Annotated in this window: 21 protein-coding genes; 8 read left to right on the top strand and 13 right to left on the bottom strand. The window is 48.5% G+C overall.

Going from position 1 to position 25,964, the window contains the following annotated elements; all coding sequences use genetic code 11:
* Nucleotides 1-150: 150 nt before the first annotated feature.
* From ACWIP2_RS00625 to ACWIP2_RS00615, 3 genes are read right to left on the bottom strand one after another with little or no spacing between them, the layout of a single operon-like run.
* The gene (locus ACWIP2_RS00625; protein WP_448517947.1) at nt 151-876 is read right to left on the bottom strand and encodes a DUF2490 domain-containing protein; all 726 of its coding nucleotides are present in this window, start codon (nt 874-876) and stop codon (nt 151-153) included.
* Between the two features lie 35 nt (nt 877-911).
* On the bottom strand, nt 912-2,438 hold the full coding sequence (locus ACWIP2_RS00620; protein ID WP_448517946.1) for a sialate O-acetylesterase: 1,527 nt from the start codon (nt 2,436-2,438) through the stop codon (nt 912-914).
* Between the two features lie 27 nt (nt 2,439-2,465).
* Complete coding sequence (locus tag ACWIP2_RS00615; RefSeq protein WP_448517945.1) at nt 2,466-3,623, bottom strand: aminotransferase class V-fold PLP-dependent enzyme; 1,158 nt, start codon at nt 3,621-3,623, stop codon at nt 2,466-2,468.
* Between the two features lie 67 nt (nt 3,624-3,690).
* On the opposite strand from ACWIP2_RS00615, the gene ACWIP2_RS00610 reads away from it, so the two are divergent.
* The 3 genes from ACWIP2_RS00610 to ACWIP2_RS00600 all read left to right on the top strand — a co-directional run bounded on the left by ACWIP2_RS00610 (nt 3,691) and on the right by ACWIP2_RS00600 (nt 9,445).
* Nucleotides 3,691-5,121 (top strand): L-lactate permease, encoded by a 1,431-nt coding sequence (locus ACWIP2_RS00610; RefSeq protein ID WP_448517944.1) that lies wholly within the window; start codon nt 3,691-3,693, stop codon nt 5,119-5,121.
* A gap of 113 nt (nt 5,122-5,234) precedes the next feature.
* A complete protein-coding gene (tamL, locus tag ACWIP2_RS00605) occupies nt 5,235-7,649 on the top strand; it encodes a translocation and assembly module lipoprotein TamL (RefSeq protein WP_448517943.1) in 2,415 nt (804 codons plus the stop codon).
* Between the two features lie 128 nt (nt 7,650-7,777).
* Nucleotides 7,778-9,445, top strand: coding sequence for a L,D-transpeptidase family protein (locus ACWIP2_RS00600; protein ID WP_448517942.1), 1,668 nt, complete (start codon nt 7,778-7,780; stop codon nt 9,443-9,445).
* A gap of 58 nt (nt 9,446-9,503) precedes the next feature.
* Here the strand turns inward: ACWIP2_RS00600 and ACWIP2_RS00595 are convergent, their stop codons facing one another.
* From ACWIP2_RS00595 to ACWIP2_RS00570, 6 genes are all read right to left on the bottom strand, one after another.
* Nucleotides 9,504-10,046 (bottom strand): OmpH family outer membrane protein, encoded by a 543-nt coding sequence (locus ACWIP2_RS00595; RefSeq protein ID WP_448517941.1) that lies wholly within the window; start codon nt 10,044-10,046, stop codon nt 9,504-9,506.
* A gap of 98 nt (nt 10,047-10,144) precedes the next feature.
* Entirely contained in the window at nt 10,145-10,723 is a 579-nt protein-coding gene (locus tag ACWIP2_RS00590) for an OmpH family outer membrane protein (RefSeq protein WP_448517940.1), read from the bottom strand.
* 12 nt (nt 10,724-10,735) lie between these two features.
* Nucleotides 10,736-13,294, bottom strand: coding sequence for an outer membrane protein assembly factor BamA (gene bamA, locus ACWIP2_RS00585; RefSeq protein WP_448517939.1), 2,559 nt, complete (start codon nt 13,292-13,294; stop codon nt 10,736-10,738).
* A 47-nt stretch (nt 13,295-13,341) separates the two neighbouring features.
* The gene (locus ACWIP2_RS00580) at nt 13,342-14,082 is read right to left on the bottom strand and encodes an isoprenyl transferase (RefSeq protein ID WP_448517949.1); all 741 of its coding nucleotides are present in this window, start codon (nt 14,080-14,082) and stop codon (nt 13,342-13,344) included.
* Nucleotides 14,083-14,291: 209 nt separating this feature from the next.
* On the bottom strand, nt 14,292-14,804 hold the full coding sequence (locus ACWIP2_RS00575; protein ID WP_448517938.1) for an FKBP-type peptidyl-prolyl cis-trans isomerase: 513 nt from the start codon (nt 14,802-14,804) through the stop codon (nt 14,292-14,294).
* On the bottom strand, nt 14,801-17,083 hold the full coding sequence (locus ACWIP2_RS00570) for an NADP-dependent malic enzyme (protein WP_448517937.1): 2,283 nt from the start codon (nt 17,081-17,083) through the stop codon (nt 14,801-14,803). The genes ACWIP2_RS00575 and ACWIP2_RS00570 overlap by 4 nt, the downstream gene beginning before the upstream one ends.
* Nucleotides 17,084-17,276: 193 nt before the next feature.
* Between ACWIP2_RS00570 and ald the strand changes: the two genes are divergently transcribed.
* Together ald and ACWIP2_RS00560 are read left to right on the top strand one after the other, a co-directional pair.
* Nucleotides 17,277-18,392 carry an alanine dehydrogenase gene (gene ald, locus ACWIP2_RS00565; protein ID WP_448517936.1) on the top strand — a complete coding sequence of 372 codons (1,116 nt, stop codon included), beginning with the start codon at nt 17,277-17,279 and terminating at the stop codon, nt 18,390-18,392.
* A 160-nt stretch (nt 18,393-18,552) separates the two neighbouring features.
* Nucleotides 18,553-19,656, top strand: a complete 1,104-nt coding sequence (locus ACWIP2_RS00560) for a hypothetical protein (RefSeq protein ID WP_448517935.1) — start codon at nt 18,553-18,555, stop codon at nt 19,654-19,656.
* Here ACWIP2_RS00560 and ACWIP2_RS00555 read toward each other — a convergent pair.
* From ACWIP2_RS00555 to ACWIP2_RS00545, 3 genes are read right to left on the bottom strand one after another with little or no spacing between them, the layout of a single operon-like run.
* Nucleotides 19,634-20,215 carry an AAA family ATPase gene (locus tag ACWIP2_RS00555; protein WP_448517934.1) on the bottom strand — a complete coding sequence of 194 codons (582 nt, stop codon included), beginning with the start codon at nt 20,213-20,215 and terminating at the stop codon, nt 19,634-19,636. The two genes, ACWIP2_RS00560 and ACWIP2_RS00555, sit on opposite strands and share 23 nt — an antisense overlap.
* Nucleotides 20,212-20,598, bottom strand: coding sequence for an HIT family protein (locus tag ACWIP2_RS00550; protein WP_448517933.1), 387 nt, complete (start codon nt 20,596-20,598; stop codon nt 20,212-20,214). Before ACWIP2_RS00550 ends, ACWIP2_RS00555 begins: the two co-directional genes overlap by 4 nt.
* An 11-nt stretch (nt 20,599-20,609) precedes the next feature.
* On the bottom strand, nt 20,610-21,035 hold the full coding sequence (locus ACWIP2_RS00545) for a DUF6252 family protein (RefSeq protein WP_448517932.1): 426 nt from the start codon (nt 21,033-21,035) through the stop codon (nt 20,610-20,612).
* A gap of 132 nt (nt 21,036-21,167) precedes the next feature.
* On the opposite strand from ACWIP2_RS00545, the gene ACWIP2_RS00540 reads away from it, so the two are divergent.
* Both ACWIP2_RS00540 and ACWIP2_RS00535 read left to right on the top strand, forming a co-directional pair.
* Nucleotides 21,168-22,457 (top strand): aminopeptidase P N-terminal domain-containing protein, encoded by a 1,290-nt coding sequence (locus ACWIP2_RS00540; RefSeq protein WP_448517931.1) that lies wholly within the window; start codon nt 21,168-21,170, stop codon nt 22,455-22,457.
* A gap of 60 nt (nt 22,458-22,517) precedes the next feature.
* Nucleotides 22,518-23,024: a DUF2911 domain-containing protein gene (locus ACWIP2_RS00535; RefSeq protein WP_448517930.1), complete on the top strand. Its 507-nt coding sequence runs from the start codon at nt 22,518-22,520 to the stop codon at nt 23,022-23,024.
* A 70-nt stretch (nt 23,025-23,094) separates the two neighbouring features.
* On the opposite strand, the gene ACWIP2_RS00530 is transcribed toward ACWIP2_RS00535, so the two are convergent.
* Nucleotides 23,095-24,516 (bottom strand): arginine deiminase family protein, encoded by a 1,422-nt coding sequence (locus tag ACWIP2_RS00530; RefSeq protein WP_448517929.1) that lies wholly within the window; start codon nt 24,514-24,516, stop codon nt 23,095-23,097.
* Between the two features lie 93 nt (nt 24,517-24,609).
* Here ACWIP2_RS00530 and ACWIP2_RS00525 point away from each other — a divergent pair, with 93 nt between their 5' ends.
* Nucleotides 24,610-25,896, top strand: a complete 1,287-nt coding sequence (locus tag ACWIP2_RS00525; RefSeq protein ID WP_448517928.1) for a Glu/Leu/Phe/Val family dehydrogenase — start codon at nt 24,610-24,612, stop codon at nt 25,894-25,896.
* Nucleotides 25,897-25,964: the final 68 nt, after the last annotated feature.

The following is a 25,964-nucleotide window of genomic DNA, read 5'->3' as shown; positions in this document are numbered from 1 at the left end:
GACATTGTAAAACTCTGGTGGGCAGCGTAGCGGTGGAGAAAGAAACTCTGGAAAAAGAGTCCTGAGTACCACAGGACGATGATGAAAATTAGTACTGTCATTAGTGGAATGAATGATTTAGAAATATGCTCAAATGTAAGCAGAAAATTTCTAATTCTCCCTGATTTCGGGGTTGGGAATTGCATTCTTTGACGATCTTTTTCCTGAAAGTTCTATGAACAGCCCGATTTGCAGAAAATCGCGCCCTGTTTCGTCATTGATGCGATAATCGAACTGGTGCAAATAGCCGATCTGCAACGAAGCCTGTTGCGAAAGGCGGCGGTTTAAGGTGAAGGCCAATCGATTTCGCTCAAAGTAAGGCTCTCGATCGGTAAAAAAAATCTCATTCGTAATGCTGAACTGATAAGGCTTGTAGCCTCTTTCAGTATTGCCAAAAGGATAGGCAGCCCCCAGCCGATAGCGAAAGCGATTCCGATAGCCGAATTGGGTAAAACGCATTTCCATGCGGTAGCGCTGCTCGATCCTGAGCTGCCCGATTGCCTGCATAAGCGACAGGTGTGGCCAGAGACGTACTTCGCTGTTGTTCTTGGGGCGTACAAAGTCTCCGCCCTCACCATAAGTATCGTACTTGCCTACGGCTAGTCCTGCATATACATTAGGATATGCTCTGTAAATAAATCCACCTTTGTACTCGTGGTAGTGAAAATGGTCGTAGAAGCGTAAAGAGCGCAACTGCGCCTCGCCAAAAAAACTGAGGCGTAGGTTGTAAGCATAGCGAATGTTAATCGTATTCCAACTGCCTAAAGTACCATCCTGTGCGTATGCTGCTGCAACAAGCAAAAAAATCACACCAAGAAGGGTAAATATTTTTTTCATTGGCACACCTGTTCTAAGGTGCAAAGATAAACTGCTTAGTCTATGCTGAATTTCTTCCCTGCGGTTTTCTCGGGTAGCTCGTCGGTGCGAAAGGGCGCAAGCGGCAAACCGATGGCGTTAAAGACGTTAGCATCTGCCGGATCGTCTGCCCATGCATAGCGCACGTACTCCGGGCGGCTCACTCGGTCGCAGGAAAGAATGATGCGATCATTGCCGACAATGCGCGCCTGCGCCGGGAAAAAATAACCGTCTGAACCTGCTACTTCGAAGCCTCGCACATAACCGTAGCGATCATTTTTAACCATGAGTTTGCCGTAGGTATTCTTGAAATAAAGCATCAGGGTCTCATCCTGCAAGATTTTTTCGGCAAAAAAAGGACTGCTATACTGAATATTTCGCCGATAAACTATGCTTAGTGCATTTAGCGCCAATCGGCGGCCTACCTCCTGCTTGTTGCGCGGGTGAATATCTTGCGAGTCGCCGATGTCTATCGTTACTACCATACCCGTAAGCGGCAGTTTGAGCGCTGTTTGCTGTGCTTCGCGCAGTTCTGCCCACTCGCTGCCGCCATTTTGGCTGGTGCCACCTGCTGCTTTCCAATTGGCTAACTGTACAAATAGGAAAGGTAGTTCCTGCCCCCATTGCTTGCGCCAGTCGGCAATCAGTGCAGGAAACATTTCGCGGTATTGCACTGCCCTCGCCGCATTGGTTTCCCCCTGATACCAAATCACGCCGCGCAAAGCAAAAGGAATTAGTGGGTGGATCATGGCATTGTAGAGAACTGAGGGATAGCGATTGGGATTTTTTCTGATGAGCGAATCCGTCCGCGTATCACTTGCGGCAGGCGTGCGGGCAAATAAAGCCGTCATGCCGGGTAGATCGGAAAGGCTTGTTCTACTGATCCACGACTCGATTTGCGTACCGCCCCAAGTGCTGTTTATCAGCCCGATTGGCACTTTGAGCGAGTCGTGCAAATGGCGGGCAAAGGCATAGGCAACAGCAGAAAACGCTGCTACATTTGGCGGAGTAGCTGTCTGCCAGCCGCCTGTTTGGAGGCTATCCTGCAAACTTAACTTAGCATTGTGAACAATTTTTACATGCCTGATGAGCGGATAGTTAGCCGCAGCAATCTCGCGTTCGGCATCCTGACTGGCGCGTACCTGCCACTCCATGTTGGATTGACCCGAACACAGCCAGACTTCGCCTACAGCCACATTGTGTAGCAAAACGGTGTCCTGCTGCGGTTGCATGACAAGCAGCCGATAATTGCTGCCTACGGGCAAGCTATCAATAGTAATTTGCCACCTGCCGCTGACTTTATCTGTTTTTTCTTTCCACAGGCGGTTGCCAATCTGCACGCTGACGGGCTGCCCGGGCACACCCCAACCCCATATTGGGATTGTCTTGCCCCGCTGTAATACCATGTTATCGCCAAAAATAGCTGCTACCCTAAGTTGCTGCACGGGCTTTTCCCTCGCTTTTTTTTGTGCGTTTGAACAAAGCGGCAGCAACCCCGCACCAATCAAGCTGAACCAAAAGATGAGTTGTATGGTTGATTTCATATGCTGATGCTGTTAATTTGCCAAGAATTACGACTTCAGAACCACCTGTAAACCTTCCATAAGCGCTTCTATATCGGCGGGAGTGTTGTATAGATGGGGGGAGACACGCATCGCATCACCGCGATACGATACCAGCACATGGCGGCGGTTTAGCTCCTCTCGCAAGCGCGCCATATCTATATCTTTCGGAAAGCGAACGCCCAATAGGTGTTCGCTTCGCCAGTGCAGATCTTCCGTATAGCAACCCGCTTCTGTCAGCAAGTCAATGAGCGGCGCAGTCAGTTGGCGACAGTGCGACTGGATCTGTGCCGTACCCCAGCCCTGTACCAATCGGAGTGCCTCCAGCAGCATTGGGATAAGGATAAAGTTGCTTTTTTCGCCTACGTCGTAGCGTATTGCACCGGGCTGGTAGGCTGGCTGATAGTCTATCAGTCGGCTGAAGTCTTCGCTGTTGAGTCTGCCCATCCATGACTCCTCTATGGGCTGTCCGTTGTCAAAAATAGGCCCGTACCAGGCAACTCCTATGCTGTAAGGCCCCATGAGCCACTTGTAAGAAGCAGCAATGACGGCATCTGCACGGATCTCGCGCAGATCGAACGAGTAAGCCCCAATGCTTTGTGTGCCGTCTACCACCAACACACCGCCACAGCGGTGGACTTTGTCGGCAATGGCAGCCAGTTCGAAGCGCGTGCCGTCTGCCCAATGAAAATGCGGCAAAGCTACCAGCGCTGTTTTATCGGTAATGGCTTTCAGGATTGCCTCGTTCCACAGCGCCCCGCGATTGTGGAGCGTTTCGGGGGGAGCGATCGTTTTGATGGTCAGCTGCCGCTCGCGGGCAAGCATCTGCCAGGAATATATGTTACTTGGAAACTGCTCGTGGGCAACAATAATTTCTTCCCCTGCCGAACAGGGCAGATTTTTAGCGACTGTTGCAATGGCATAAGATACTGAAGGAATAATGGCAACTCGCTGAGGTTCGCTGCTTCGGATCAGGTTTGCAAAGGCATAGCGTACCTTCTCTACGTCACTAAAAAAATCTGCCTGACTGATGTTGTAAGGTTCTGCTTTGCGCAAAAGCCCTTTCATACCTGCTAAGGCTACCGCATTGGGCATGGGCGACATGTAGGCGCAGTTGAGGTAGTGCACGTCGTCGGCGATACTAAAAAGTGAGCGAAAATTTGCCATCGTGATCAGTCGTCTATGGTCAAATATAATCTTTCGTTTTTATCTTTCGGCTTTAGTGTGGTTTATCATGTCTCAATCGCTGATTTATACGCTGTTATCGCTGGCATTGCTGCTCGGTGGTATTTTTGTTCTGCGTCGTTTGTGGATAGGGGCGCTGGCAGGAGTCCTCTTTCTTGGCATTGCTCATCTGCGGGCAAGAGGCACTTACGCCTTGCTCCCTGCCGCTGCGGATGCGCTACTTATCTGGGCAGAACTTGGCATCCTGATTTTCGGAGCGTATTTGTTCTATAACCTTTTGCATCAGCAAGAGCAAATGAATGCTTTCAGCCAAAAACTGGGGACTTCCGGCAAAAGCCTGACGGTCATTTTGTTGTTTGGCTGGTTTTTGGGAAGCCTGATGGAAGGTATCGCAGGCTTTGGCATTCCGGCAATGCTGGTGGCGCCCTTGCTGTACAGCCTTGGCTTCCGCCCGCTAACCTGCGTAATGATTCCGTTGGCTGCCAATACGGCCTCAGTAACTTTTGGCGCGCTGGCAACTGCCTTGCGCATCGGCATAGGAGTAACCTTGCCGGGCGATGCGGTAGTGCAGTACACAGTAGTGATTAATGCGCTGCCCATTATGGCGATGCCCTTTGTGCTGGCATGGCTTTACAGCAATACTGAGGGCATTACAATCCGTTGGCAGCAGGAGAGGCAAACGCTTCTGCTGGCAGGCATTTGCTTTCTGATTCCCTATCTGATTGGTAGTCGTTTGAGCGTAGAGCTGCCCACTGTGCTCGCGGGTAGCATAGGCATGTTTGCTTTTGTAGCGCTGGCGATGCCCAACGAACAAAAGCCCGCTGCTAAACTCTGGTGGCAAACTTTCTGGCCGTATCTGCTGTTCATCGCACTGCTGATTCCTGCCTCGTGGCTGCTGAAGCCTATCGGCTGGCGATGGACGGACAATGGCAAAATGCTTTCAGCCTTTCAACCGGGGCTGCTCTTTGTTCTTGCAGGACTTATTTACCAATCAATCGCTGTCCAAAACGATCGCGGTAGAGTTTTTTGGCAGGCTTTTGGACAAACTGTCGGCAAAATGCGCATGACGCTACTCAGCATCCTGCTTTTGGTACTGTTTACACAACTGATCCGTGCAGATATGGTGGCTGCCTACGGCGAGCTTGCCCCGCAACAATCGTGGATGGCACTGCTTGTATTTCCGGGGCTTTCGGGCGTGGCAGGCAGTTTTATCACAGGCAGCGCCACGATGGGTAACCTACTCTTTGCCGGCGGATTGCAAGAAATACTGGCCGGACAGCAATGGATGAGCCTCGCGCTGGCAGTTCTCCACTCGGGCAGTGCGGTAGGCAATGCGATCTCGCTGCAAAACATCCTGATGGTAAAATCTGTTATCCCCGAAGAAATAGAGGAAGCACAAATGATGCAGCTAAATGCTCCCATCGTTGGGTTTTATCTGCTGCTCGTCTGGCTGGGGGCGTGGGTGGTGATGCAGGTATAAGTGCAATTGCTATCTTTTCAACAGCAACCTGTCGAAAAGATAGCAAATTACACCTGCATCTTAAGCAGTAAAAAAATGGATATTGGTACTTTTGTTGTCCAACCCGTGAATACATGCGCATTTTCCGCCACTTCTTTTGGATAGTCATTATTTGTTGCTCTACAGGTTGTACGGGGGTTCGCTATTTGCAGGAAAACGAGCAACTGCTCTACAGTCAAAGTATCAGAGGCAACCGCCAAGTATCTACCGATGAACTGGAAACCTTCTACAGACAACGCCCCAACCGTAGGTTGCTGCTGTTTGCTTTTTCGCCTTATGTAATTGCTTATTACGAAGGCAGAAAGCCCTACGAGCGCCGCCTACCCGAAAAAAAAGCAGAACTTGCCCAAAAAGAAGCCTATTTTGACGCGCTGCTGCAAGATACAACGCTCGACTTCCGCCGGGAGCGAAAGATTCTTGCCAAACGCGATCGTCAACTGGGTAAGCTCCGCCGCTGGATAGAGGAGGGCAATTGGCTTATGCGCTCCGTAGGAGAAAAGCCTGTTATCTTTGACTCGATGCTCATGTTCCGCACGGCGCAGCAAATGCAACTTGCTATCCGCCAACGCGGCTTTTTCTCGGCGCAGGTCAAGCCTGTGTACCGCATCAATAAGCGCCTGGCAAATGTTACCTATCAGGTAAGTGAGGGGGTTGCGCATACCATTAACAGCATCAGCTATACCAGCACAGACTCGGTACTGCTGCAAATCATTCGGCAGGATACGCTCAACCGACTGCTGCGCAACAATATGCGCTACGACGAGGCAATTTTCGCACAGGAACGCGATCGCATCACGCGCTATTTGCGCAACAACGGCTACCACGAGTTTACCCGCGATTTTATCTTCTTTGACATAGACACACTCATCGGGAAGCCCTACCGCGCAGACCTGCGGATTACGATCGAAACAATTGATGGCATAAGTCCGCACCGTCGGTTCTCTATCGGACAGGTAGAAATTATTACGGACGTAAATACGGAAAGCGATCGCCCTGCCCGCGACACATTGAATTACAAAGGTTTACGCATCGTTTCGTTTGATACCTATCGCTACTCGCCCAAACTGCTGGAAGATCGCATTCGACTCAAAGCCAATCAGTTGAGCAGTCAGGCAAATGCCGAAGAAACACAGCGGGCACTGGCAGCATTAGACATGTTCAAGTTTGTAAATATTGTGCAGGATACAACTGGCGGAATGCTTCGCCCGCGCATATTTGTCAGCCCCTTACCCATCAATGAGATCAGCTTCGAGGGCGGCTTGAACGTAGCGCAGGCATTTCCCGGGCCCTTCTTCAGCACATCGTGGCGCAATCGAAATATCTTTCGGGGTTTTGAAATTGTAGAATTACGGGCACGGGGATCGCTGGAAGCCCAAGGCAGCGCTGCCGAACTGCAAAATAACTATAACGCGCAAGAACTCAGCCTCAATGCGAGTATTGCTTTTCCCAAACTGATATTCCCAATCAGCTTGGACAAAAACAAAATCCTGAATATTTTTTCGCCACGAACTAAACTTTCCACAGGCTATACCTTTATCCGCCGTCCGGAATATGATCGCCTGAATTTTCAGTCCACCTTTAATTACGAATGGACAAACTTGCGCGATAAGCAGTTTACTTTTACCCCCTTAGACCTCACGATTGTCAATACACCGCGCTTTCAGGACGAGTTTATCGAGTACTTGTTGCAATTAGCAGCAGGTGGCAACACTTTGCTGCGAAGTTTCAGCCGCCTGATCGTATCGAGTATGTCTGCCAATTTTACCTATTCGAATAGTAAACGGCGCGACGCTATCTATTTCCGCTTATTTGGCGAGTCGGGTGGTACTACGCTCAACTTACTCAGCCGACGATTTCTGGCAAACAACAGCACCATTTTTGGGTTGGAGTATTTCCGTTTTGTCAAAATGAATGCCGAAGGCAGGTACTATTTGCCGCTCAGCAAAGAAACAACCCTTGCTATGCGCGCCAATCTAGGGATGGCGCTCCCCTATGGAACTACACAAGACGAGCGAAGTACAGTGCTGCCCTATGAAAAGTATTTTTTCACAGGTGGTAGCAACAGCATACGGGCATGGCGACCGCGCCGCCTCGGACCGGGCAGCTACACCCCTCCTTTCAATGAAAACACGGGCTTTTTCGACCTGCGATTCGAACAACCCGGCGAACTGCTGCTGGAGATGAATGCCGAACTGCGCACCAAACTGTTTGGGTTTGTTAATGGCGCACTCTTCATAGATGCAGGCAATGTGTGGATGCTCACACCGGACTCCCGTCCGGGATCGGACTTTCGCTTAGATCGCTTTGCACAAGAAATTGCCGTCGGGACGGGTGCAGGGCTACGCATGGACTTTTCCATCGTAATTCTCCGCTTCGATTTGGGCTTACGCGTATGGGATCCTGCTTTTCCCTTGCAACAACGCTTCGTACTTGGCAGAGAAGCCCTCCGCAACCCCACCTTCAATATCGGCATCGGGTATCCGTTCTAATCCAAGTATGAATTTAACATCTGCGCAAAATTGAGCGCACTTGGCGGTAAAAAATTTCAACTGCCAAATAGGCCAGCAAAGTTGGCAAAAAATTCGTATATAGAATTACCAACAAACAACTTCTGCTTATGCGACGCTTGGCACTATTTTCCATACTACTGTTTGGGGGCTTCCTAATAAGTTGCGAGGAACAATCTGCGGCAGATCGGATAACGGTGGAGACTTCACTGATGATAAATAGCGCAGAAACGCCACCAACCTCGCTACAAATAGCCAACTATTCGCAGTCTTTGCGCGAACTGCTGGCGCGGGATTCCTCTATAGACAGCGTGATTAGTGCTTTCTACCGGCAGCGCAACTTTTTGCCTCTGTGGCAAAGTCCTGAAAAAATAGATGCAGCCGTCGCTACACTGCTCAATGCCGATGAGCACGGACTGCTGGCCGGCGACTATCAGATCAATGAGGCGTTGGAGCTAAAAAGATTAGCACTGCGCTCCGAATATCAGCATCCGCAAACGCTGGCAAAATTAGAACTACAACTAACGGCGAGTTTGCTGCAATATGCCGTTGATCTGCTGGCAGGCAAGCTGAAGCCCAAGTCCGTACATACCCTGTGGAACTATCCTGCACGCGATTTTGTGGCGCAAAACAAGGCTGAAATCTTACAAAAATATATTGCTGCCGATACTATAGCCCCTACTTTCCGCCATATGCGGCAACATCCGCACTATGTTTTTCTGAAAAATCAATTGGCCACTTACAGGCAAATGGCTGCTGCGGGTGCTTTTCAGCCTGTACACTGCGATACTACTATCAAAAAAGGCAGCACACACGAAGCCATTACTGCGCTGCGCAAAAGGTTACGCGCCGAAGGGCTGTACACACCCAGTACAGATACAATCTGGTTAGACGATTCGCTCAGCGAGGCATTGAAAATATGGCAGTATAGACACGGACTGAAGCAAACAGGCAACTTAGACACCATGACGCGCAATGCCCTCAACGTGCCTGCCGAACAGCGGATTGCAACTATTCGCGCCAATATGGAGCGGATGCGCTGGCTGTCCGATACGATGCCTGCCAACTACACACTGGTTAATGTAGCAGATTTTCGACTATTTGTGTTCCGAAACGGTAAAGCCATATGGGAAACTCCTGTTATTGTCGGTGCAAAAGCTACTCCTACCCCGATCTTTGAAACTTACATGACTTATTTGGAGCTGAACCCGACATGGAACCTGCCACACAGCATTATTACAAAAGAAGTTGCTGTGGAAGCAGCCAGAAGAAGCGACTATATCTCCCGCAACCGATTTAAAATTTTGAACAACAAAGGCGAGGCAGTTGATCCATCAACCATCAACTGGAACGACGTGCGCAACAACAAAACACAATACAGAGTTTACCAGCCGCCGGGCCCAGACAATCAATTGGGTAAAATTAAGTTTTTCTGCGTCAATCCACACGCCATTTACCTCCACGATACTCCCAGCCAGAGCAAGTTCAAATTTCAGGATCGCGCCTTTAGCCACGGCTGCGTGCGCGTATGGAATCCATTCGGGCTGGCAGGGCTGCTCATGGGCGACACGCTGCAATGGAACAAGGCAGCGTTCGATCAATTGCTTGCCCCGGGAACAACGCGCAACCTGATGCTGCCGACACGCGAACCGGTACACCTGCATTACTTTACAGCATTCCCCGATCGGAAGCAGCAACTCATACTGCGTCGCGATATCTACGGACACGACCGTCGCCTGCTGCAAATGCTCGATGCACCCGCCGATAGGTTACAATAAACACGCAAGCCGACACAGAGCAAACTGTATCGGCTTTTTAACATGATTGCAGTAGCGATTACTTTTTAGGCTCTTCTTTGCTAATTGGTTTGCCACCCAGTTTGGTAATGATCTTATTGGTTACGTCATACTCATCTTTGGCAAACAGGATAATCGGCATTTGGCCTGCATCTGAAACCAGAATGTAGTCGTAGTTTTCCGCCTTAGCCAAATCGTCAATTGCTTTTTGGATTTTTTCGTACAGAGGCTGCAACAACTGCGCTTGTTTCAACTGCATATCATTTTGAGCTTTCTCTTGAAATTCTTGTAGTGATTGGTTGAGATTTTGCAATTCTTTCTCACGGCTCTCGCGGATAGCAGGGGTCATGTCATTCACAGTGCGCTGATAATTTTCGAACTTGGTTTGCAGCTCTTTCTGCTTATTCTGCATCTCATTTGTCAACTGCGTCCGGTAGGTATTCAGCTCCGTATCAATAGTCTTAGCTTCGGGCAGTGCCGTCAGAATAATGTCAGGATTGGTGAAACCGATCTTTATCTGGGCTTGCGAATGTCCTGCCCACAGTACCAGTCCAGCTACAAAAGCGAAAAATTTAATTTTCATATGGCGTTAGCGTTTTTTTAGTAATACTCAATCAATTCTTACAATTTGTGCTCCAAATCAGAAACGGCGCAAATATATACAACACTGATTAACAGTTTTTAATTATTGCCTCTTTTGGGCGGATTACCGCCGGGGGCAGGAGTTTTTTGCTGTTGGCTTGTTTCGCCAATACCCAACTCGTCCATTACAATATCGGTATAGTTGTGCGTAGGATCGGCAAAAATCACCACCAGATCGCCCGCCTTGTCAAAAATAAACGATAAGCGACGTTTGCGAGCTACCTTCTCTACAGCGGCATAGATCTTGTCCTGAATCGGCTTCATCAGCTCTAATCGCTTCTGATAGATCTGCCCTTCAATACCAAACATTTTGTTCTGGAATTCCATGACCTCCTTTTCTTTGGCATCTATGGCGGCGAGGCGCTGCCGGCGCAGGTCTTCGGGAAGCAGCACTTTTTCTGCCTCAAAGTCTATGCGCATTTTCTGAACGGTTCGTTGCTTTTCCTCTACTTCGTTGCGCCAAATCTCGGCCTGTTTTTCTATATCGCTTTGTACCTGTGCGTATTCAGGCATTTTTTCTACAATTACCTGCGTATCAACATAGCCGAATCGCTGAGCGTATGTCTGCCCGGCAAGAGAAAGCAGCAAGACGGCCAAAAACAATCGGATTGAGATCATCGTCTGTGGCTTTTATCTTAATAATTGTCCAATAGTGAAGTGGAACTGGCTGCCGTTGATGCCGGGCGCACCGGGGATGTTGTCAAACCCATAAGCCCAGTCAATGCCCAACAGACCAAAGGCAGGCATAAAAATACGCGCACCTACACCCGTCGAACGTTTCAAATTGAACGGGTTAAACTCTTTGAAACTGCCCCAGTTGTTGCCGCCCTCAGCAAAGCCCAATACGAAGATAGTAGCTGAAGGGTTCAAAGACACGGGATAGCGCACTTCCAATACGTATTTGTTATATACAATACCGCCTGCACCGTTTCTGTTGTAGCGCAAACCGCCCTGCCCATCGGGTTCCAGCGGACGAATCGTATTGTCTTGGTAGCCGCGCAGACCGATAATTTCTGTACCCAGCAGGAAGTTGTTGATCGTCAGACCGCTGCCGCCCAACACGAAGCGCTCAAACGGACTGGTATCAATATTGGGATTGAAGCGACCCATGAAGCCCATGTGCGCACGGGCGTGCAGCACAAGTTTACCGTTGTTGGTCAGTTTCATAAACCACGAGTTATCAAACATCCAGCGGTGGTACTCAATCCACTGTGTTGAGCCGTTTACCAAAGGCTCTACGCGCCCTGTCAGCAGTGAGTACGGCGGTGTAACCGTTACTGAAAGCGATACGTTTGCCCCTTCACGTGGGAAGGTTGGGTTGTCAATGCTATTTCGCGCGAGGGTTGTATTGAAAGTGAAGTTATTAAAACGACCATTGTTGATAGCCCCAAAGCCAAAAAAGTTGTTCAAGTTATAGTATTGATAACTTAACGCGTTGGTCATCACGAACCAGTCATCAGGCACTTTCAGTTGTCTGCCCAAACTCACGGACACACCAGAGATTTGCAAAGAACCAATCTGGCGAGTCATAGCAAAGTCTGCAAAGTTTCGGTTTACAGAGTGGTTGAAGCCGACTGTAAATGCGTTGCGTTTTTTGCCGCCCAGCCATGGTTCGCTGAAGGTGAGTGAATAGTTCTGGAAGCGGCGACCGTTAGCCTGCAAGCGCAATTGGAGGCGTTGCCCGTCGCCTTGCGGGAGTGGTTTCCACGAACTCAGATCGGTCAGTTTTCGCGCAGAAAAGTTGTTGAACACCAAACCTACCGTTCCTACGAAGCCGAAAGCACCGCCCCAACCACCGGAAAGCTCGATCTGATCGCTTGGGCGCTCTTCTACATTATAGTTAATGTCCACAGTTCCGTCCGACATATTCGGCACGGGATTCATACCAATTTTTTCAGGGTCGAAATAGCCCAGCGCTGAAAGTTCGCGCTGGGTACGGATCAGGTCGCCGCGGCTGAACTTATTGCCGGGAAGGGTTCGCAGCTCGCGCAGCACTACATGATCGCTCGTGCGGGTATTGCCGCGCAAGTTGATCTTATTGATATTTGCCTGCTCACCTTCATACATGCGCAACTCGATGTCAATTGAATCTTCGCCTACCTGTACTTCTACCGGATCTATGTTGAAGAACAGATAACCATCGTCCATATAAATGGAAGTAATATCTTGTTGCGTCGGGCTAAAGTTGAGGCGCTTATTCAACTCTTCGGGGTTGTACACATCGCCTTTTTGGATACCTAACACTTTGCTCAGTACTGTATCGGAATAAATATAATTACCTACCCATTTGATATTGCGATAGTAAAATTTCTTGCCTTCGTACACCTTGAGCTTGATACCTACCAATCCTTCAGCAATGTCATAGACCGAATCGGCCTCTATGGCAGCATTCCGGTAACCGTTCTTTTTGTAGAACTCTATAATATGTTTTTTGTCGTTTTCAAACTCCTCTTTGATGAATTTGGAAGGCGTAAAGATCTTGGCAAGGTTGAAGCCTTTAGCACGGGTTTTCTTCATGCGGTTGATGATCTTCTTTTCCTTAAAATCGTTCACCCCTTCTATCTCGATCTTGCGGATTCGCACTTTCGGGCCTTTATCAATCTTGATGAGTAGGTAGGCATAATTTGAATTTGATCCGTAGATGCTGTCTTTGCGCTGTGTAATAGTGATTTTGCTGTTCCGATAGCCTTTTTCCTCGTAAAACTTGCGAATTTTATTTTCAGTATTTTTTATGAGTGCATCGTTGATGATGCGCCCTTTGGTAAGTTTGACTTTCTCATTAAGCGTTTCCTGCTGTCCTTTCCGAATGCCTTCAAAGACAAAGCGCGATAAACGTGCGCGTTCTTTAACGGCAATCTCTAAGTAGATATTGTCGCCTTCTGTCTTGGAAATCAGTACTGCTACATCGCTTACAATTCCCGATTTGTAGAGTTTTTTGATGACATTGCTCACGTCTTCGCCCGGAATTTTTATTTTATCGCCTACGCGCAGACCAGACATAGACAAAAGAGCGTCTCTGTCTAAGTGTTCCGCACCGCTAACGGTAACGGCGGCAATGGTATAGTCTCGCGGGCGAGAGTAGTCCACCGTCTCCTGCTGGCGATAGCGATTGCGCAGACCCAAGCCGATCTGCGCTAAGGCGGTCGTTACTTGAAAAAACAGGAGAGAAAGGATAATAATGTTTTTCATGGTTGAGAATCAAAGCTATGCTTTGTATCCGTATGCAAAAATGAGTCTTAAGGTTGCACGAGCTGTTCGCTTATTTTGCCAAAGCGCCGCTCGCGCTGCTGATAAGATAGGATGGCTTCGTAGAGGTGTTCTTTTCTGAAATCAGGCCACAGGATGTCTGTAAAAAACAATTCAGAGTAAGCCAATTGCCACAAAAGGAAGTTGCTGATCCGCATCTCGCCACTGGTGCGAATAATCAATTCGGGATCGGGTATGTTGTAGGTGTTCAGGTAGTAATTGAAAAGCTCATCGTTGATGTCGTTGCTGTTGAGTTTATTTTCTTCAATGTGTTTTGCCATCGTGCGGATAGCGTTCAGGATCTCCCAGCGTCCGCTATAGCTCAGTGCCAGAACGACTGTCATGCCTGTGTTTGCTGATGTATCTACAATTGCTTTTTGCAGGGTTTTCATACAATCAGCCGGCAGGCGCTCGATATTACCGATCGTCATGAGCTTAATGTTGTTTTTATGTAGAGTCGCCACCTCTTTCTCTATCGTACTGACCAGCAGTTGCATAAGGGCATTTACCTCTTCCTGTGGACGATTCCAGTTTTCAGTGGAAAAAGCATAGAGCGTCAGGTATTTTACCCCTAACTCGGCGGATGCCTCTGAAATTTCTTGTACGGCTTTCACCGCATTGCGATGACCAAAAATTCGTGCTGCCCCTCTTTTTTTTGCCCAGCGCCCGTTGCCATCCATAATCACGGCAACATGTTGGGGAACGCGCGACAGATCAATCTTCTCTTTCATCAGCTTGTGGTAATCGTATTTGTCAGCCCTATCGTACATGTGCTTGTGCCGTAAATTTCAGCATAATACCTAAGAAATAATGCAGCTAAAGATAGTCCGTCCAAAACTTTATTACAAAACAGATTGATTTTCAGGTGATTATTTGTCGGGTGTCAGCCTAAAAATCAATCTGAATGCAATTTACAAAAATACGGGATTAATCAAACTGATTAATGCTGAACTCCTCCGGGACCGTGTACATGACCATGCTCGATTTCGCTGCGTGTTGCGCTGCGCACATGGAGAACAGTTCCTGTGAAATACATTGTCTTACCTGCCAGCGGGTGATTGAAGTCCAGCAGCACACCGCTGTCGGTAACTTCTTCCACACGCGCACTGAGCAGGTCTCCTTCGTCGTTGGTGAGCGGGAGTACAGCGCCGATCTGCAACATTTCTTCGTCTATCTCCCCGTCAATCTTAAAGGCTTCTAAGGGAAAAAGCTCTTTGGCTTCGGGATCGTAGTCGCCGTAGCCTTCTTCAGGGCTGATGCTAAACTCGAAAGAATCGCCGGCTTGCTTGCCGATCATCAGTTCCTCAAATTTTTCGGGTAGCCCACTTTCGCCTACCAAAAATATCATCGGATCCTCTTCGGTAACGATTTCGACCAGCACTTGTTCTTGGCTCGCATCGCTCATACGCAATTCGTAGGTAATGGTAGCAACGGTGTGATATTCAATTTTCATGAGCGTTTGCGCTTTTTGTCTTGTGCATCTACGGCAGCAATAGTTGCCATGTTAACTATCTCGCGTACGGAACTGCCCAATTGCAATACGTGTACGGCTTTTTTCATTCCTAAAACAATCGGCCCTACGGCTTCTGCGCCGCCAAGAGCCTGCATCAACTTGTAGGCAATGTTTCCTGCTGCTAAGTTAGGAAAAATAAGAATATTAGGCGAACCGGATATCAATTCAGAGAAAGGATAATTTTCTTCGAGGATTTCTTTGTTGAAAGCTACGTTTGCCTGAACATCGCCATCTACACACAAATTAGGATACATGGCTTTGAGCATAGCAACGGCTGTGCGTACTTTAGTAGGTTCAGGATCGTTAGAAGAGCCAAAGTTGGAATAAGATAGCATAGCGATGCGCGGCTCTATCTCAAAACGACGCACCGCTTCGGCAGCAAACAGCGCTATATCTACCAGTTCTTCTGTAGTCGGGTTCTGAATCACAGTCGTATCTGCCATGAAAATTGGCCCTTGCTTGGTAAGCATCATGTACATGCCCGATACCTTTTTGCCCGCTTCGGCAGTACCGATCACTTCCAGCGCCGGGCGCAGCACTGACTCGTATTTGCGCGTCATACCAGAGATGAGTGCATCGCCTTCGCCTTCGTGCAGCATCAACATGCCAAAATAGTTGCGTTCGCGGATGCGGTGGTGGGCTTCGTTGTAGTTATAGCCGCGACGCTTGCGTTTTTCGAAGAAAATATCCCCATAGCGCTTGCATTGCTCGGCAGTTTCAGGTGAATACGGATCTATGATTTGTGCATCTCCCAAATCCAGCCCGTTTTCGGCGATGATCTGCGCAATTTTGTTTTTATCGCCCAGCAGGATTGGCTTGGCAATACCTTCGTCCATCACAATTTGCGCGGCTTTGAGTACGCTGTAGTTGTCTGCTTCGGCAAAAATAACGCGCTGTGGATCTTGTCTGGCTTTGTTGATAAGCACACGCATGATGTTTTCATCGTTACCCATGCGGCGGCGCAACTCGTTTTCGTAAGCGTCCCAGTCTTTGATGTGGTAGCGGGCTACCCCGCTTTCCATTGCAGCCTTTGCCACAGCAGGCGCAACTGTAGTGAGCAAACGCGGATCTAAAGGTTTAGGAATAAAGTAAGTCGGCCCAAAAGAGATATTCGGCTGGTTGTAGGCAATGTTAACAATTTCGGGAACAGGTTTGCGAGCCAACTCGGCAATGGCGTGTACGGCTGCCAGTTTCATGGCATCGTTGATTTCTGTTGCGCGAACATCTAAGGCCCCACGAAAGATGAAGGGGAAACCCAGCACGTTATTAACCTGATTGGGATAGTCGGAGCGGCCCGTTGCCACGATGATGTCGCTGCGGGTAGCTACTGCCAGATCGTAAGCAATTTCCGGGTCAGGGTTTGCCAGCGCAAATACGATCGGTTTATCTGCCATAGTCAGCAGCCATTCGGGCTTGAGTACGTTGGCTTTGCTCAAACCAAGAAACATGTCTGCGCCTTTCATCGCGTCTTGGAGCGTATGCAGGTCGCGTGTGGTAGCAAATTCGCGCTTGTACTTGTCCAGATCGGTGCGATCGGCGCGTACTACGCCTTTGCTGTCGCACATGATGATATTTTCGCGCTTCACACCTATTTTAAGGAACAACTTGACGCAGGAAATAGCAGAAGCTCCTGCCCCTGAAACTACTATCTTGATGTCGGCAATATTTTTGCCCACCAGTTCGGAGGCATTGATCAGCCCGGCAGCCGTGATGATGGCCGTGCCGTGCTGGTCGTCGTGCATGACCGGGATGCGCATCTCTTTTTTGAGGCGCTCCTCTATCTCGAAGCAGTCGGGTGCTTTGATGTCTTCCAAGTTCACACCGCCAAAAGTCGGCTCGAGCGCTTTGACGACGTTGATAAACTCATCAACATTGCGGCTGTTAAGTTCAATATCAAATACATCTATCCCCGCAAAAATTTTGAATAGAATGCCTTTGCCTTCCATCACGGGTTTAGAGGCTTCCGGACCAATATCGCCCAATCCGAGCACGGCTGTACCGTTGGAAATGACGGCTACGAGGTTGCCCTTAGCAGTGTATTTATAAACATCTTCAGGGTTTTTGGCAATTTCGAGACATGGCTCTGCCACTCCGGGCGAGTAGGCAAGCGCCAGATCGCGTTGCGATTTGGTCGCCTTTGCCGGTATCACCTCTATTTTGCCGGGACGCTCCAGTGCGTGATAGTCCAGCGCATCCTGTTTTCTGATCTTAATAGCCATAAGAAAAATTCAGTCTGTATCCATTCCTAACTCGGCTGCAAAGCTAATGATAAGTTGCTGAATCGTGCTGTACGGAGCAAACAGGATTTTGTAGGGCAGGACTTGTAAAATTATTATCGGCAGCAGCCGCGGGAGGCATATCAAAAAGACTTTCTGTTACTAACTTTGCTGCCTCAATTAAATAAGCAACAACATGGTTATCGGCGTTCCAAGAGAGATTAAAAATAACGAAAATCGCGTGGCGCTTACCCCGGGTGGCGCTGCCGAACTGACCGAACGTGGTCATCAGGTGTATGTACAAAGCAGCGCAGGTGCAGGCAGCGGCTTTGAAGACGATGAGTACGTAGCAGCGGGCGCGAAAATTCTACCAACCATTGAAGAAATCTACGGCATCGCCGAAATGATCGTAAAGGTAAAGGAGCCGATTGAATTGGAGTACAATCTGATCCGCAAGGATCAACTCGTGTTTACCTACTTCCATTTTGCCTCTTCCGAAGAACTGACACATGCCATGATCCGCAGCGGTGCGGTGTGCTGTGCCTATGAAACTGTTGAAAAAGCAGATCGCAGCCTCCCCTTACTGATCCCCATGTCGGAAGTAGCCGGCCGCATGTCAATCCAGCAAGGTGCGAAATACCTCGAAAAACCAATCAAAGGTCGCGGCATTCTACTCGGTGGCATTCCGGGTGTAAAACCTGCCAACGTACTGATTTTGGGTGGCGGTGTTGTAGGTACGCAAGCAGCTAAAATGGCTGCCGGTTTGGGCGCTCATGTAACCATCATGGATGTGAGCCTGCCGCGCCTCCGCGTGCTAGACGACATCATGCCTGCCAACGTGAATACGATGATGTCCAGCCGTTACAACATTATGCAGGAACTACCACACGCTGACCTGATTATCGGCGCGGTACTGATTCCGGGTGCAAAAGCTCCTAAACTGATCACACGCGACATGCTCAAACTGATGCGCCCCGGTACGGTGATGGTAGATGTAGCGGTAGATCAGGGCGGCTGCTTTGAAACCACCCGCGCTACTACGCACGAAAACCCAACTTATATCATTGACGATGTGGTACATTACTGCGTAGCCAACATGCCGGGCGCGGTGCCTTACACTTCTACGCTGGGGCTGACTAATGCAACCCTGCCTTACGTGATGCAACTGGCAGATAAAGGCTGGAAACAAGCCTGCAAAGATAACCGCGAACTTATGCTTGGTCTAAATATTGTACAGGGCAAAGTAGTTTACAAAAACGTAGCCGAAGACTGGAATCTGCCTTACGAAGAGGTAGCAACGGTTTTGAACTAAAAAACTACATTGAACAACCAAAGAGGGTGTCCAGAAAGGCTACATGTAGCACAGACTTCAGTATGTAGTCGTCTGATTATCAAGTATTTCAACGATCGCAGACTAAAGTCTATGTTACTTTTTGGACAGCCTCTTTTTTTATGATGTTTTTTATGATGCAATGCCGCGTAAAGTCCTCATTGCTTCTTTGCTCAAACCGGTAGATGATGTGCGCAGCTTCGAGCGGTTTGCGCTATCACTGGCTCCGGATGACGAGGTTTTTATCATAGGTGCGCCAAGTCTTGCCCCCTTGCCCGTTCAGGCACATATCCATTTTTTACCTTACAACTTTTTTCCGCGCCGATTGCGGCAGCGCCTGACGGCATGTTTGTTTTTTATGCACCAAACTATGCAAATCAAGCCTGATATCCTCATTGTACAAAGCCCTGATTTATTGTTTTTTGCAACTTTGTATGCGCTTTTTCGCCCGTGTCGGCTGATCTATGACATCCGCGAAAACTACCGGCTGAATTTGCTGCATCAGGGCTACTATCGCGGTGTGGGTAAGTACTTGCTCGCTGTAGCTGTGCGCTTGGTCGAAACCTTGTGTAGCCTGCGCGTCAATCGCTACTGGCTGGCCGAGCAGAGCTATGCCCAAGAACTGCCTTTTGTAGGCATGAATTACGATTTTGTACCCAACAAATACGCACCACTGCATCCGCTTTCAAAACCTAATAGGTTTCCGGAAACGAATAATAGACTTCGTCTCATCTACACAGGTACCGTTTCGCGGGCATATGGTACACATCTGGCGATTGATCTGGCAAAAAAAATGCACCAAACAGCTCCCGGTACTTCTCTGTTAGTGATTGGCTCGTGCACCGACGCTGCTTACTTGCAGGAACTGGAAGCAATGATTGCAGACTGTTCTTTTATCCGGTGGGAAGTGCGCCCCCGACCTATCAATCATCAACTGATTATCAGTGCATTAACTAATGCAGATCTTGCTGTGATGAGCTATCTACCCAACCGAAGCACCGAGCGCTGCGTGCCGAGCAAGTTGTACGAATACATGGCTTACCGATTGCCTTTCCTAATGCCCGCCAATCCACTTTGGGAATCCATTGCGATGCCCTATCAGGCGAGCTTAGTTGTTGATTTCCAGTCTTTTGATGCAGCACAGTTGCTTGCAAAGATCCGCACGGTAGACTTTTATAATCCTGAGCCACCGAACGACGCATGGCAGTTCGATCGCGACGCATTCAGGAATTTGCTTGCCGAATGATGCCCCAACTTTCCAATGCAGCGAGCGCCTCTTGCAAACGCCCCTCGCCTGTGGCGTGAATGTGTGTATAGTTGCAACTGTATAGGTGGAGTGCATTTTTGAAAATCTCCAGCATTAGATCGCGCTCGTGCGGGCGGTCGCGAAGTCCGTCAGCTTGCCAGGGTACATTAGGCTCCATTAGCAGGTAAGCATCGTACTGCCGCTTATGGATAGCTGCGGGCAGCCAGTCAGGATATTTTGAAAAATAGTATTCGGCATAAACCAGATTGGTCAAAAGGTTGGTATCGTAAAATACCAGCCCATTGGCAGCACATACCAGCGCATGATCTTCAACTGCCATTTGCCCAATGGCTATGGGTTCTACATCTTCATAAACCGAGACAAAGCCATGCTCCCAACGCTGCTCGATCTCATTTTTAGCCATCAGGTAGTAACGCGTGTACTCAGGAGACCAACTTGTATCAAAAATTGCTGCTAACTGCCGGGCAAGTGTTGTTTTTCCGCTGCATTCAGGTCCAAAAATAACAATGCGTTTCACAGACAAATCCGGCGTACTCATAGCTGTGCAACGATCTTCTGCGCGGTAGCTGCTAATTGTTCAGGGGATTGCTGAAGCGTATGGCGGAAATCAATATGGGGCTGATGCAGCGGAATCAGGTGCAGGTGCGTGTGCGGCACCTCCAAACCAATCACGGCCAAGCCTATGCGCAAACAAGGAATCGCCTTTTCTATACCTTTGGCGATCTGTTTGGCAAATACTATCATATCGGCCAGCGTCTGATCGTCGTGGTCAAATATGTAATCCACTTCCTTTTTAGGCACGACCAGCGTGTGACCTTCAGCTACAGGGCGAATATCGAGAAAAGCGATAAATTGCTCATTTTCTGCAATTTTATAGCAAGGTATTTCGCCGTTGATGATGCGTGTGAATATGGTAGGCATATGTTAGTGGTTTACTTTCTTTTGATAGCAAATCTGCCGTTGGTAACAGCAACGCGGCGATTGTTGCTACCTACGCCAATGCTGCCTTCAAAGTTAAAAGTTCCTTCTACCCAACGATCGGTGATGCGGCTGATGACCAGCGCACCACGACTAATGTCAGCTGATTCGTTGTTTTCAAAATAGCCAACTTCGTTTCCATTAACCGAGCCGATACCGTAAGTACCTGCTCGAGTGAAAGGGCCTTGAATGGAAATGATACGGATTGGAACATTATTGACATCCAACTCCTGTGCATTGAGTATAAAATCTGCATCGAGTATAAACAAATCAACAATATCAGCTCGCCAAGGATTGCCGTTGATCGTAGCTGTAAGGATTTCTTGAGTTGGCTCGGGCGCAACCTCTTCGCGGGGCTTTGCAGAACCGCATCCAAGCATAAGCCAACTTAATAATATCGCCGGGATGATTGAGAAAATCTTTCTGTGTTGCATAACGAACAAATGCGTCGACATTTGTGCAAAATTACCAAATTGCATAGACTTGTTGCTCATTTAGCTACCAATAATACCATGCGCTACCATCCGATACCCAACGACTTGTTCGTATATAACCGCGAAAATTTTCGCCAATACCTTAAGCCCGGCGCTTTAGCCGTGTTTAATTCCAACGATATTATGCCCACTAATGCCGATGGGACGATGGGATTTAAACAACAGACGGATTTATTTTACTTGAGCGGCATAGATCAGGAAGAAACAATACTGATTATTTTTCCCGATGCAAAGGAAGAGAAACACCGCGAAATACTTTTTCTACGCGAAACTAATGAGCAAATCGCTATTTGGGAAGGACATAAACTAACCAAGGACAAAGCCCGCGAACTTTCAGGCATCCAGACCATTTACTGGACACACCAATTTGCGGGTATATTTCATGCACTGGCTTTCGAGGCGGAATACCTGTACCTGAATACCAACGAACACCTGCGCAACAGCAGCGAAGTGCAAACCCGCGACGACCGGTTCATTCAGTATTGTAAAGAAAAATTTCCACTGCATAAGTACGAGCGCCTACAGCCGATCATGCACCGTTTGCGTGCGGTAAAATCTGCCCGCGAGATAGAGCAACTGCGAACTGCCATAGATATTACCGCCAAAGGATTTCGCCGTTTGCTGGGCTTTGTGCGTCCGGGTGTATGGGAATACGAAATAGAGGCAGAACTGATCCACGAGTTTATCCGCAACCGCGCCGATGGCTTTGCTTATGCGCCAATTATCGCTTCGGGTGGCAATTCGTGTGTGTTGCACTATGTCGAAAACAACCGCCAGTGTCAGGCAGGCGATGTGCTGCTGCTCGATGTGGGCGCACAGTACGCCAACTACAATGCCGACCTGACCCGCGTACTGCCGGTGAGCGGCAGGTTTACTGAACGTCAGCGGGCGGTTTACAACGCCGTGCATCGAGTCATGGTGGAAGCAAAAGCCATGCTAGTTACAGGCAACAACTGGATAGACTACCACAAAGAGGTCGGCAAGGTGATGGAAGCCGAACTGATCGGGCTGGGATTGTTAAGCAGGCACGAAGTCGCTCGACAAGACCCTGATAATCCGCTGTATAAAAAATATTTCATGCACGGCGCTTCGCATCATTTGGGGCTGGACGTACACGACTACGGCAGCCGCTACCACGTTTTCGAGCCGGGCATGGTCTTTACCTGCGAGCCGGGTATCTACATCCGCGAAGAAGGCATCGGTATTCGTTTGGAAAATGATATTCTCATTACCGAAAGCGGGAACATAGACCTAATGGCACACATCCCGATCATTGCTGAGGAAATAGAAGACCTGATGAACAATTAACAAGGCTGCTGCGTTATAGAAAGGGTTATTCATCTTGACCAATCAAACACAAATTCTTGTATGAAAAAACACTTTGTATTCCTGTTGATGTTTGTGCTTGCAGGATTTGCAACACAAGCTCAGAACAAACAGCCGGCAAGCCCTGAAGCGTCAGTTGCTGAAAAAATCGGCGAAACTACTATTACCATTACCTACGGGCAGCCTTCTGTGAGAGGTCGCAAAATATGGGGCGAATTAGTCCCCTATGGTAAAGTATGGCGCACAGGTGCAAACAAAGCAACAACCTTTGAAACCAGCGCAGACATCATGGTAGAAGGTCAGAAACTGCCCAAAGGCAAATATGCCCTTTTTACAATTCCGGGTGAGGACGAATGGACAATCATCTTCAACAGCAAGCACGACCAATGGGGTGCATATGACTACAACGAGGCTCAAGACGTGCTTCGCGTGAAGGTAAAGCCGGCAGTTGCTGACGAACATTTTGAAGCCATGACCTTCGACATCAACAAAGAAGGCATCGTAAGCCTGATGTGGGAAAAAAAGCGCGTGAGTTTCAGTGCAAAATAAATCATCTGATCGTTGTTCTAGCAAAAATACCCTGATCAGTTTTGCTTATCAGGGTATTTTGTTTAACGGCTTACAGTACAGTATCGCGCAGCAGCGGCATACTCATGCAGTGAGAACCGCCTCTTGCCCGCGAAAGCTCGGCAGAGGGCAGCATGATCAATGTATCGGTAAGGGTTTTGGGAGATAGTTCGCCGCTTTCAAATTGTTGTAGGAGATCTGCCGCCCCAATAATGCGGAAGCCATGCCGCGCAAAAGCCTCTGCCGTTTTATCGTTCCTATCGTAGCCAATTACCACGCCATCTTTCAATGCAAGCAAATTACAGGAGTCTGTCCATTGCTCGCGCAGGCTGTAAGGGAATTCATAATCGCCCGAGTAGATAAACTGTGTAGGCTCTGTGGCATGTAAATCCTTCCGGCTAATATTGTCCAGCAGGTCTTCCATCGTGTCAAACTCGTGCGCATGCTCTTCTCCGTTTACAAACTGCATGATTTTGAGTTTATTTTCCTCGCCTTTTTTGTAAAATTTATCGAGCAGATCTTTTGCCTCGAGATTGCGCTTGGAAAACTTGCCATACAACACCCACATATTGCGCTTGACTTGTGTAAACACAGTATCAATATGCATAAAATCGCGCTTGGCAGGTATGCGGATGACGGTAACTTTCTCCAGCACATTGCGGCTGAAAAGCGCCTGAATAATTTTATTGACTGCATGTGTACTTGTGCGTTCGCTGATACCTACCAACAAGTGATTGGGTGCAACTATCATAATATCACCGCCTTCGAGCGTAACCTGACGATTTTCGCGCTCTGCGCCATCTAAGAGGAAAAACTGCTCATCGTCGGGAATTTCGATAATGTTGTGGCGAATACTTTCAAAAGCCGGATGATAGTAGAATACATAACGTGCGATAAAAGACTCGCGGCGACGGGCCGCCTTAGCGGGGCGATTGAGCAGTATATGGTCGTTAATTGTAACGCCGATATCACGGGTAAAAATAAAGTTAGGCACCGGTGCAAAAATCATCTGCTCATTGGGCAGCGCCCCTGAAATAATTGTCTTTGCCAATGCACGCGGTTCGAGTTTGAGCAGTTCATTTTGCAAGGCAAAAGAATATTGCTCCAAAGCAGCAATAGATGCTACCAGTTCGCGGCGCACCCCTACGTCTGCCAGAATATCCCCCAGCAAATACTCGATGTCCATCACCTTATCAGAGGCATGGAACTGCGGATCATCGGGCTTGTAGAACGCCCGGTGATTGTCGGGATGGTCAATGACAGACAAGCGCCCACGCACTTTTTCAGGATCTAAAAAATACAGTAATATTTTGACATAATAGTCGTACTCATCGCATCGCATCGTTTTCAAATGAACAATGTCTTCAAACAGCCAATCTTGCGCTTTTGAGGGTACAACTTTTCCTAAACCGCTGTCCGGACTGTGAATAATCAGTCGGCGCAGCGTGCCAATTTCAGAATTTACGTGAATCATAAGTTGGTGATCTTCATTTGGTTTAGCAAGTTGGCAAATCACAAGTAATATTTCTACTTTTGCCGCACCAAATCCAATAAATCAACAGTTTTTATGGCTAACCAATCGCAGTACATAGAGCCTGCACCGATCAAGGACAAAGAGAATCCTTTTGAGTCCATGATGTCCCGCTTTAATGAGGCAGCAAACATCTTGGGGCTGGATAATGAAACTTATGAAGTGCTGAAGCGTCCGCATCGTCAAGTAATCGTTTCGTTACCTATAACGATGGATAACGGCAGGATACAGGTATTTGAAGGCTATCGCGTCATTCACTCCAACATCCTCGGCCCTGCTAAAGGGGGTATCCGCTACGATCTGGGGGTAAGCCTCGACGAGGTAAAAGCGCTGGCAGCATGGATGACATGGAAATGTGCTGTTGTAGATATTCCTTACGGCGGTGGTAAAGGCGGCATCATTTGCGATCCGCGCAGTATGTCTGCCGGCGAGTTAGAGCGCCTGACCCGTGCATATACTTCTGCACTGGTAGATGTTTTTGGCCCCGATAAAGACATCCCTGCACCGGATATGGGCACAGGCGAGCGCGAAATGGCTTGGCTAATGGATGAATATTCAAAAGCACAGGGCAAAACAGAACCTGCCGTAGTAACGGGCAAACCGCTGGTATTGGGTGGCTCGCTGGGTCGTACTGCGGCAACCGGACGCGGTGTAATGGTAACGGCACTGGCAGCTATGGAAAAATTAAGACTGAACCCCGCCAAATCAACATGTGCCGTACAAGGTTTTGGTAACGTAGGCTCTCACGCAGCAATCCTGATGGAAGAACGCGGTCTGAAAATATGCGGCATCAGCGACCATACCTCTGCCTACTGGAACGACAAAGGTATTGATATTGAAAAGGCAATTGCCTACAAGAACAAGAACAAAGGGGTTTTGGAAGGTTTCGACGGTGCAGAACTGATTACTAATGCCGAGTTGCTGGAGGCAAAAGTGGACGTACTCATCCCTGCTGCCAAAGAAGACGTTATCACACAGAAAAATGCCGCAAATATCCGCGCCCGACTGATTGTAGAAGGCGCAAATGGCCCAACCTCTGCCAAAGCTGACAGCACACTTTACAGCAATGGCGTATCGGTCGTACCCGATATTCTGGCGAATGCAGGCGGTGTAACTGTATCTTACTTCGAGTGGGTACAAAACCGCATTGGCTATAAGTGGCCGCTCGACCGCATCAATCGCCGCACCGATCGCGCTATGAAGGATGCCTTTGAGCGTGTTTACAAAACAGCGCAAAAACACAATATCTCTTTGCGCTTGGCAGCTTACGTAGTAGCTATCGCCAAAGTAGCTGAGACCTATAAGTACCGCGGCGGCTATTAATCCACAGCCGCCTATTAGTAAAAAACCACTTCAACTTATGCTGAAGTGGTTTTTTACTAGCTTTAAGT

Source organism: Rhodoflexus sp. (genome assembly GCF_053489755.1).
The sequence above is the reverse complement of the archived record's forward strand: the minus strand, read 5'-3'. Positions and strand labels throughout refer to the sequence as shown.